At 60.3% G+C, this 9,321-nt stretch carries 4 protein-coding genes and 7 pseudogenes; 5 read left to right on the top strand and 6 right to left on the bottom strand.

Going from position 1 to position 9,321, the window contains the following annotated elements; translation table 11 throughout:
• Window positions 1-303: 303 nt before the first annotated feature.
• A pseudogene (locus tag AC0L3I_RS36410) lies at window positions 304-561 on the bottom strand (ATP-binding cassette domain-containing protein); the annotation flags it as partial.
• Window positions 562-864: 303 nt separating this feature from the next.
• Between AC0L3I_RS36410 and AC0L3I_RS36405 the strand changes: the two are divergent.
• Together AC0L3I_RS36405 and AC0L3I_RS36400 are read left to right on the top strand one after the other, a co-directional pair.
• The gene (locus tag AC0L3I_RS36405) at window positions 865-2,121 is read left to right on the top strand and encodes an aromatic ring-hydroxylating oxygenase subunit alpha (RefSeq protein ID WP_473530162.1); all 1,257 of its coding nucleotides are present in this window, start codon (window positions 865-867) and stop codon (window positions 2,119-2,121) included.
• Window positions 2,122-2,128: 7 nt separating this feature from the next.
• Window positions 2,129-3,376: a flavin reductase family protein gene (locus AC0L3I_RS36400; protein WP_473530161.1), complete on the top strand. Its 1,248-nt coding sequence runs from the start codon at window positions 2,129-2,131 to the stop codon at window positions 3,374-3,376.
• A gap of 246 nt (window positions 3,377-3,622) precedes the next feature.
• On the opposite strand, the gene AC0L3I_RS36395 is transcribed toward AC0L3I_RS36400, so the two are convergent.
• Window positions 3,623-4,045 (bottom strand): hypothetical protein, encoded by a 423-nt coding sequence (locus AC0L3I_RS36395; protein ID WP_473530160.1) that lies wholly within the window; start codon window positions 4,043-4,045, stop codon window positions 3,623-3,625.
• A gap of 72 nt (window positions 4,046-4,117) precedes the next feature.
• Window positions 4,118-5,342: pseudogene (locus AC0L3I_RS36390) on the bottom strand (IS701 family transposase); the annotation flags it as partial.
• A gap of 142 nt (window positions 5,343-5,484) precedes the next feature.
• Here AC0L3I_RS36390 and AC0L3I_RS36385 point away from each other — a divergent pair.
• From AC0L3I_RS36385 to AC0L3I_RS36375, 3 genes and pseudogenes are all read left to right on the top strand, one after another.
• A pseudogene (locus AC0L3I_RS36385) lies at window positions 5,485-5,768 on the top strand (transposase); the annotation flags it as partial.
• 196 nt (window positions 5,769-5,964) lie between these two features.
• Window positions 5,965-6,471 (top strand): annotated as a pseudogene (locus AC0L3I_RS36380) (ATP-grasp domain-containing protein); the annotation flags it as partial.
• A 221-nt stretch (window positions 6,472-6,692) separates the two neighbouring features.
• On the top strand, window positions 6,693-7,685 hold the full coding sequence (locus tag AC0L3I_RS36375) for a D-alanine--D-alanine ligase family protein (protein ID WP_473530159.1): 993 nt from the start codon (window positions 6,693-6,695) through the stop codon (window positions 7,683-7,685).
• Between the two features lie 12 nt (window positions 7,686-7,697).
• Here the strand turns inward: AC0L3I_RS36375 and AC0L3I_RS36370 are convergent.
• The 3 pseudogenes from AC0L3I_RS36370 to AC0L3I_RS36360 form a co-directional block, all read right to left on the bottom strand.
• Window positions 7,698-7,913, bottom strand: a pseudogene (locus AC0L3I_RS36370) (transposase); the annotation flags it as partial.
• Between the two features lie 6 nt (window positions 7,914-7,919).
• A pseudogene (locus tag AC0L3I_RS36365) lies at window positions 7,920-8,180 on the bottom strand (helix-turn-helix domain-containing protein); the annotation flags it as partial.
• A 156-nt stretch (window positions 8,181-8,336) separates the two neighbouring features.
• Window positions 8,337-9,224 (bottom strand): annotated as a pseudogene (locus AC0L3I_RS36360) (transposase); the annotation flags it as partial.
• Window positions 9,225-9,321: the final 97 nt, after the last annotated feature.

Below are 9,321 nucleotides of genomic sequence, written 5' to 3'. Positions count from 1 at the left end.
TCAAACTAATCATGGGCGAGAACTTCATGCGGGTAGCCTCGGTCGTTTGGAAGTGACCGGGCTTGCCGGTGCTCAGTTAATTGCCGCCGCTCTTTGAGCGACGAGCGAGGCAGGCGCCTGTCGCATTGCTTCCATCACGACAAAGCGAAGGCCCTACCGCGCGCCACACCCCGCGATGTGGCGCCTGCACCAAAGGCGATGGCAGCACCTGGGTTGCGGGTGGCGGAGCTGAATAAGACCTATGCCAGCCATGGCCACTCACTGCGCGCGGTGGCGCGACGAGCCGAGTCGGCGCTCGACGTCTACCACAATGCGCGGATCGCCGGCGAAGGTACGTGCAATGGCGACGCGCTGCTTCTGCCCTCCCGAAAGCTGGCTCAGCTTGACGGCCAGATGCCGGTCGCTGAGCCGCACCGAGCGGACGAGGTCGTTGAGGCGGGCCTCCAATGATGGGGTTGTCGTCGCTGGGACGTCAAGCATGTAATTGCTGCCGGGTGCATGGTTGTCTTCGCGGTCGACATCAGTCGACGCATGATGGAGCTCCGCGGACGAGCCTTCAATGTGGACGACGCACTTTACTGAGACAGCGGTGCAACCCCATCAGCGGAATGGCTCGGCTCACGTCCCGGCATATGTGGACGTATATGGACCCCGCCCGATTGCAACAGGTCGGCTAGATCAAGATCGTCGGTCACAACTGCTGACGTATATTCGGCTTCCTGATGCGGCTGGACAATGTCGTCGCCGCGGCCCTGCGCGCCCTTCAGTTCTACGCGAAGTTGCGATCAGCTGACGTTTTTCCGACACCGCTGCGTCTCAAAACCGGCGACTAGAATAGATGTCTTTCCGTTGCGAGGTAGTCCGATGAGCAACCCACAGGCCGCCGGCCATGAACAGAAGACCCGCGATGCGCTGGCGCGCTGTGCTGACGGCTATTCGCTGCCGCAGGAGTTCTACAGCGATCCCGATATCTACCGGGCGGATATCGAGGCCGTTTTCTTCAAGGAATGGCTGTTCGTCGCGCCCGAATGCGAGCTCCCCGATCCGGGGGATTTCGTCACCGTGCAGATCGACACCGCACCGGTGATCGTCCTCAGGGACCAAGAGGGCGAGTTGCGTGCCTTCCACAATTCCTGCCGCCATCGCGGCTCACGCCTGTGCAGCGAGGATCGCGGCAATAAGGCACGCCTAGTTTGCCCCTATCACCAGTGGACCTATGACTTGGACGGCCAGCTTCTGGCGACACGCTATATGAGCGACGATTTTGATCCGTCCAAGTTTCCGCTCAAGCCGGTCCACGTCCAAACGCTGGAAGGGCTAATCTATGTCTGCTTGGCTAATGAAGCGCCGGATTTCGAACCCTTCAGGAAAGCCGTCTCGCCTTATGTCGCGCCGCATGAACCGCGCCGCACCAAGATCGCCTATGAATCGGTGATCGTGGAGGAAGCGAACTGGAAGCTCGTGATCGAGAACAACCGTGAATGCTACCATTGCGGCGGTGCGCATCCCGAACTGCTGGTTTCCTTGGTCGAAATGGCGTTGCCGGACGACGCGCGCTTTGGCGAAGAATTCGAGATCATGCAGCAGAAGGCCCACGACTGGGATGCGCTCGGCCTGCCGCATGCGCCGGTGGATGGCGGCCTCGAATTCCGCTGCATTCGCCTTCCGTTCCGCAAGGGGGCCATTTCCATGACCATGGATGGCGGTCTGGCTTGCCGTAAGCTGCTGGGCGAACTGACCGATCCCGATCTCGGATCCGTGCGCATGTTCCATATTCCGAACAACTGGAACCACTTCCTGTCCGATCACATCATTCTTTTCCGCGTTTTGCCGCTGGGGCCCGACCGCACCGAAGTGCGGACCCTGTGGCTGGTCCACGAAGACGCGGTGGGAGGCTGGGACTACGAACCCGAACAGCTTTCCGAGGTATGGCGGATCACAAACGACCAGGATCGCGTGCTCGCCGAAGAGAATCACAAGGGCATCAAGGCCGCTGGCTACGAGCCCGGCCCCTATTCCGAAGTGGCCGAGTTCTTGGTACTGAACTTCATCAAGTGGTACCGCCAACAGCTTTCGAACCAGTTCGGCGGGCCGCAGCACTGGCTGATGGCAGCGGAGTAAACCGTCCATGTCGCAACATGCGAGCCTTTCGCTGCGGGCCTTTCCGAAGCCCAACGTGCCCGTTTTCGAACCGGACGATCTGTATCTTGTGCTTGTTGATCGGCGCGCGGAAACCGCTGACGTCACCACCTACGTCTTTGAAGCTACCCGCCAGGATGGGCAGATTTTCCGGCATCATCCGGGCCAGTCCCTGTTACTCGCTCTGCCGGTGTCAGGGAGCGATCTATTCTACCGCAGCTTCACAATCGCGTCGGCCAGCACGGGCCGAAATCGCGTCGAACTGACCATCAAGGCCGGTGCGCAGGCACAAGCGACGCTCTGGATGCACAAACATCTGCGTATCGGCGATACGCTCACTGCACGTGGCCCATTCGGACGCTTCAGTCTTGTTCATGCGCCAAAGGCGCCACTGTTGCTGGTGGGCGCGGGCAGCGGTATGACGCCGATAATGTCGATGCTGCGCTGGCTTCGGTTGCGTGCAGACATGCTCGATATTGCATTGGTGCAGCTGGCGCGCACACGCGCCGACGAGCTCTTCGCCGACGAAATCGGTGCCATGGCGGACGCCATGCTCAACCTCTCTGTTCATCTCTGCTTGTCTCGGCCGGATGAAACATGGACGGGTTTGTCGGGACGGATCACCCGCCCGATGCTGCGCGGAATCGTGCCTGACACGGCGCAGCGCGTCGCGTTCTGCTGCGGCCCCGAGCCTGTGATGAAGGCGACGCGCGCGATCTATCTTGCAGAAGGCGGCGTCGAAGACGCGTTCTTCACAGAGACCTTTGGCGGCGCGGAGCACGGAACTGCCACGCGTCGACGACCGATTGCCATGCATCCCGCTGTTCGTCCTGTCGAGACACTCTCCCAAGCCAATCTGCCTGTTCCCAGGCCTATCGGCAAAGGGGCATGGTGTCCGGCACCGCAGAGGCACGAGAGGCCAGAACCTGAATCAGCACCGGTTCCTTCCGGCGACGATTTGATGATCGGTTTTCGAGGCAAAAACTTTCCTACCAAACCAGGGCAGTCGATCGTTGCCGCCGCAGCCGAGAGTGGGCTGCGTATTCCGACCGGCTGCGGCGAAGGTTCTTGCGGCACCTGCCGCATCCGTCTCATGAGCGGCAAAGTCGACATGCACGACCAAGGCGGCATCAGCCGGCGCGACAAGGCGGATGGCTATATCCTCGCTTGTTGCTCTTATCCATTGAGTAACCTTGAACTCGTGGATGTGGTACCTGCTTTTCGTAACTTGGCGTAGCACTAATTGATCGAAGCTAGAAGGCGATGGTGGTTGCGATGCCGACGGCTAGGAAAAAGGTGCGCACTCAGCAATCCTGAGTCGTGTCTCGATGCGGCGCCCAGTCTTGAGCTGGGCGACGAGGTTCTCGAAAGTCAAGTCTCTTTGCCGATCTTTCAGGTGAGCGCGTATTGCCTCACCGTGGAATGCTCCCGACCGACATTGTCCGTTGCCTCATCATAAGGTTCCCCACGACTGGGATCCGGATCAATTCGTCATCGGCTCGATTGTCGGCTCGAACTGCATCGCGCCGACCACTATTGCGTGCGCCTCTTCCTTTCGCCAGATCTTCAAGCGGCGCTGCAACGTGCGCAGCAACTGATCGGGATATTGCCTGGGACGCTCCAGCAATTCGCGGCTCGCCCACCAGGGCTCTTCGTCAAACCAGGCTTGCAGTTCCTTGGTGACGAGGCCGAAGGGATACAATCGCCGACGGCCCTGTTTTTGCTTCGGCTTGGCTTGCGCGGTTGGGTGGATTTCACCCTCCTTCCAAGCCGTCCGCAGGCCCGACAGGAACCGGTCGAGAGACGGATCGGTCGCCACAACCGATGGCGTGCCGGACCTGTCGGCGGTGTCGACGAGCCGCTGCTGCGCCATCCGCATCTTGCTCAGCACCCGGTCCGGGTTCAAGAAATCATTCCTTCTCGCATCTGGATGAAGGCGTTATGACTCCACGGCCTACACTACTTTGGCAGTTAGGTTTCAGGGCGTCTGCGAGCAGCTTCTCACAATGAGGACATCTGCGGGGTGGCGGCCGCGTGAAGAGGTCAAGAATGGCTTGGCTAACAGGTGGCATGCTCGGTTGTGGCGGTGGTCCCCCGAATCTTTTTTCCGTCCCGCTGCTTTGAGGCGGCGGGCCTGGAGAAAGGCGTGGCGATCATGGTCATCAAGGCGAGTCGATGTAATCCAGTCCATGATCGCCTTCGAAGTGGTCGAGCCCGAGTTCCTCCTTCAGTTGCTCATGTGCCTGCTCACAGACCCACCTCGCCTTGATCGTGGCGGCGAGCATCGGCCGGTAAGTTCGACACATAGTATTTTTGCTCGCCAGTCGACCGGCGTTCGCCGACGAGCCAGACCTCCTCGACTGGCATGCATTGCATGCGATTGTCGAGCATCCGGTGCTTATGACCATCCGCAACGCGGACACGTCGAGCCGCAAACAAGCATGTCAGCCGACCTTTAGTGCCGCGCCGACAGCTTATCTTGTGCCATCTCTCACCAGACAGCATCACCTCGGCAGAGACCGGCGGCTGGTCCGGGATGTGATATTGGCGGCGCCTGTCTGTGGTCGCGACCGGGAAGATCAGATCAACATCGGCCGGATAGACGTTTTGGCGTCGCGATAGTCCTACAGCCCACAGCAGACTGCGCTCACTCAAAGCCTGACGAAAAGAGCTGCTCGACCCGTAGCCCGCGTCGGCAAGCACGCAGCCGAAACGCGCGCCGGAGGCGATGACACGATCGATCTCTTCGATGGCTATCTCCGGTTTTGTCAGAGCGACCTGTCGATCCTTCGGGACTCGCGCCCGAATCATCCGCTCGGGATCATTCGTCCAGGTGTCGGGCAGGAAGAGCCGAAGGCCCACCATCACCGGCACTTCGCGCGAGGCCAGGGTCACCGACACCAGTGACTGGCAATTGGACGTCTGGCCAAGCGACGAAGCGTAATGAGGCGCGCCAGCAATCGAATGTTGTTCCTTCTTGGGTAACGCTGTGTCGTCAATGACGAGAAAACCCGCCTCATTGCCGACTAGGCGATCTGCCTCCGTCAGCAGGGCGGCCTCGAGCGGAGCGCTGTCCCAAATCCCCGCCGCGACAAAATGATGAAGCTGATCGTAGCCGACATCGCCGCTCGCGCGGCCATCGGTTGTACGCTTTTACGGTCGCCCGGCCCGGCTATGTACAGCGGACACATCCGGCGCCGAGCCGGAATGTACTCGCTCGTGCGCTGGCGAAGTTGGGTCATGACAAACTCCACCTTCGTCCGATGGAATGGGCTGCAAGCAGCCATTCCATGCTGACGCAATCGGAGCTCGTTGTGGACACATGACCAGCGCAGCAGATGATGCGTGCCGGCCGAAGTCGCCGAGATCGCTCTATGCATCCTGTTCGACGCCGTCGCCTTAGCGCTCAAGACCATCGCGGCCGATCCGCTCCACCTCGGCGGTGAGATCGGGTTCCTGGTCATTTTTCACGCATGGGCCAGACGCTCACCCATCCTCCGCACATCCATTTGCCTCGTCCCTGGCGGCGCTCTCTCTCCCGATGGACGCTGGTTTAGCTGCCGGCCACGCTTTTTTCCCGCCCATCCATGTCCCTCTCCCGCCTATTCCGGCGGCTGTTTTCTCGAGCGGCTCCAGCGGTAATGGTCGCAACAGTTCCTTCAAACTAATTTACAGAACCTTTGCGACCGCAGATCCCCGAAAGTGGTATTACCTTCGCCGGATAAAGGCTGATGCCTGCTTATGCAAGTATCACCACATAGCACACCGCGAACAGTTAATGCCAATGATAAGAGGAGCACTCATAATGATTGAAGGTCACAGGCGTCTTCACCAAGGATACTGGTCGAAGAATTCGCACAATTCCCCTACTATGGTGCTGACGTAATGGGAAATGAGATCATTGGGGTTGCCGCCGTTGACTTTGCTCCCCCACACCATTTCGTCGGTCGTGAGTGCATCTATCCGGCCCCGCTGACTGATGACCAGCATAAGCGTATCGCCGATATTTCGCTGAGCTGCTTGCGAGCTCTCGGCCTTGGCTGGGGGGCCATCAAACATCAATTCCGATGGAAGAAACGTGGCCCAGTGGTCATTGAGGTCAATCCGCGTCTTACGGGTGGCACCTTCTTCCGGATCGCGATGGCATCCTCGACTGATTGACGGCCAGCATCGTGCGGCTCTGCTACAGGTGTCGTTGAAGTCAAATTCTATGTGGAACCGAAGACGCCGATCGTCACGAAAGGGGATTTCACACACCTAATCGGGCATGTCATCGCCACTTCCCCCAGCCTTGCTGAGACCGGGGCAATACTAAAGCACGCCGTCGACTGAATTGGCTGGTCGATTACACCATTTGCGACCACTGGCGAAGAGGAACAATCTGCGCCATTCACTCCCCGGACTGATGGACGTACTTTCGGGGCAGCAGATTATAGTGTTCAAGACGGTGGCCGGCCGTACCGGCAGAGCGGGTCCAGAGCAACTGTTCCCGTCGGTCAACCGAATCCGAGCGTATGACGTGATATCGGAACAAACACCCCAAGGAGTAGCTCATGCGGGTAGCAGTTGTGTGGGACCATAATCATACGGGCGTGATCAATCAGTTTGGTCACCCTAATCCGGAGTTCACCGACCGGGAGGAGGTCGAAAGCGTGGTCGCGGCATTGCAAGAGGGTGGCCACGAGACACTGCTGTGCGCAGGCGATAAAGGACTGCTAACTGCGCTCGAACAGTTCATGCCACCCAATCCGCAAGCCCGCCCCTCAGGGATCGCCTTCATCAGGGCGACCGGAATTCAGGGGGAGTGCCCTTCCATTCATGTTCCCGCCATGCTCGAGATGGCCGGCGTGCCGTACACCGGAGCCAGCCCACTCGGGTGTGGGCTGGCGCTCGACAAGGGCATCGCGAAGAGGCTTATCCGGGATGCCGGCGTGCCAACGCCAAATTTCCGCATGATGCGTCGCGGCACCGAGAGTACCGGTGACCTACGATTCCCATTAGTAGTGAAACCAAGTCAGGAATACAACAGCCGTGGATTGCAGTTTGTTGACGATCCCGCTCAATTGAGTCGGGCCGTCGAACTGGTCGTCACGCAGTCTAGGCAGGATGCTGTTGTAGAAGAATACATCGAGGGGCGAGAGATAACCGTCGCACTTCTCGGAAATGGAAAGCTTGAGGTGTTGCCTTTTGTGGAGAAAGACTTCGGCGATCGCGAAAAGCATACTGCCATGTGGAAAGATAAAGGACTCTTGGCGGCGGCGAAGTGGATCTGCCCGGCGCAAATTGGGAGCAAGCTCGCGACGGTGCTGCGGGATATTTCCGTTGCGAGCTTCCATGCCTGCCGATGTCGGGACTACGCACGCGTCGACCTGCGGGTCGATCGCTTCGGCCAGCCCTTTGTTTTGGAGATCAACCACGATCCGGGACTTGCTGTGGGCGGCGCCTATGTCCTGGCCGCGACGACCGCCGGATACAGCTACTCTAGTTTGATCAATCGCGTTATCGACGCCGCCCACACCCGGTGTTTCGGAACCGGCGTTGGCTAAAGCGTGTCGCGATTAATGGGCTTCATATCCGGCAGCTTTGAAGAAGTTTCTGCATTCGGTTGGCTCGAACAGGTGGCAGATATCGCCGAGAGCCTCGCACAGCGTGTCGAAGGTTCTGGCCGCCTTCTTTCGCAGGTGCGCCTTGAGTTTCGAGTAGGCGATCGGGTTGAGATCTGGCGAGTATGGCGGCAGGAACAGGAGCCAGGCGCCCCTTTGGCGAACCAGTTGTGCGGCACGCTCACGAATCTCGCGCGTCAGGCGCACGGCGCTCAGATCGGGAAAGGCCGAGACCCGTTCGCGCAGATAGTCGACAAAGGGCACGATCTTGTTTGGCCGCCCCGCCTGTCGCGGGCCATAGGCGGGAAGTTCGAGCCCGCGCTCGATGTATTTGCGGACCGTCTTGGGATCGCGGCCCGTTCGCCGAGCAATCGCGGTCACGGACAGGCCCTGACGGTGTAGATCCAATATCATCAGAAGTTCTCCAAGTTGGACCACCAGCGCCGCTCCGATTCCGATCAAATCGGGACGGACTATCGACGCCGGAGCGAAAGCCGCCAGTTCCGGGACGCGTCCCGGAACTGGCGGCAGCAGCGCCAACTAGGGAATTTTCGATGCCCACAATCAGGGAATATTCATCGCCCGATGACACACGGGCAGCTTCAGCCGGACGACGGTGAGGATCTCGTCCAGTCCTTCCAGGGTGCTGGCCGCGACGCCTGGCCGATCCTGGTCGAGCCGTCGTGCGAGGTTTCGGAGCTTCTCGGCCTTGCCGGCGTCGTCGAGCTCCCAGCATTGGTGCAGCACCCGGCGCGTCCCGGCGTGAAGCTGCTTGGGCAGCCTATCCATGATGTTGCGCGCCTTGTGAATCTGGCAGCGCTGGATCAGTCTGTCCTTGCCGAAAGTGGCGCGGATCGCCTTGGATAGCGCCTTGGCGCCGTCGACGATGAACAACCGCGCTACCGCCGGATCGAGCCCACGTCCTACGAGATTGTCCAGAAGCGCCTGAAGCCGGCGTTCTCGGTCGCGCCCTCGACCAGCGCGAGAGAGGAGGCTTGCCGCCTTTGCCGTCAATGCCGACCGCGGCGACGAGCACGCGATCGTCGCTCACGTGCAGCCCGTCGATCTGGATGACCAGGAGGTCGAGATCAGACAGATCCCCGCTCATGAAGGCGCCGCATCGGTCGATAAGGCCACGAAGCGTCGCGACGCAACCGATTTCGACACCCCGCTGCCATGACCCGCCGGCACATCGCCTTCCGGAAGTCGCACCGCCCGTCCGAACCGCCGCGTCGAGACGTTGATCAGCATCAGGTCATCGCCCAGCGGCCGAGCCAGTCCTCCGACATCGCGCGATCCCAACTCGGGAGTGCCATCTCGCGCCCATCGACGGTCCGGCCCCCCCGGCGCTCGACCGCGACCTTGCGGCCGTGAAACCCGATCCGGCCGCGCGTCGAGCCCCAGCGGTGCGCCTCGCTCTCTTCAATCCGGCCGTGGCGGGCCGCAAGCTGCTTCGACGTCCGCCTCCATCATCGCGCCCAGCGCCAGCGCGGTATGTCGGGCGCCTTGCGGACGTTCAAGAAGTTGACGGAGTTCCTTCCGCTTCTGACGCAATTCCGACACTGAACACCCTGACTTA

This window comes from Mesorhizobium sp. WSM4840 (assembly GCF_055811755.1).
This window is presented reverse-complemented; position numbering and strand designations above follow the sequence as displayed.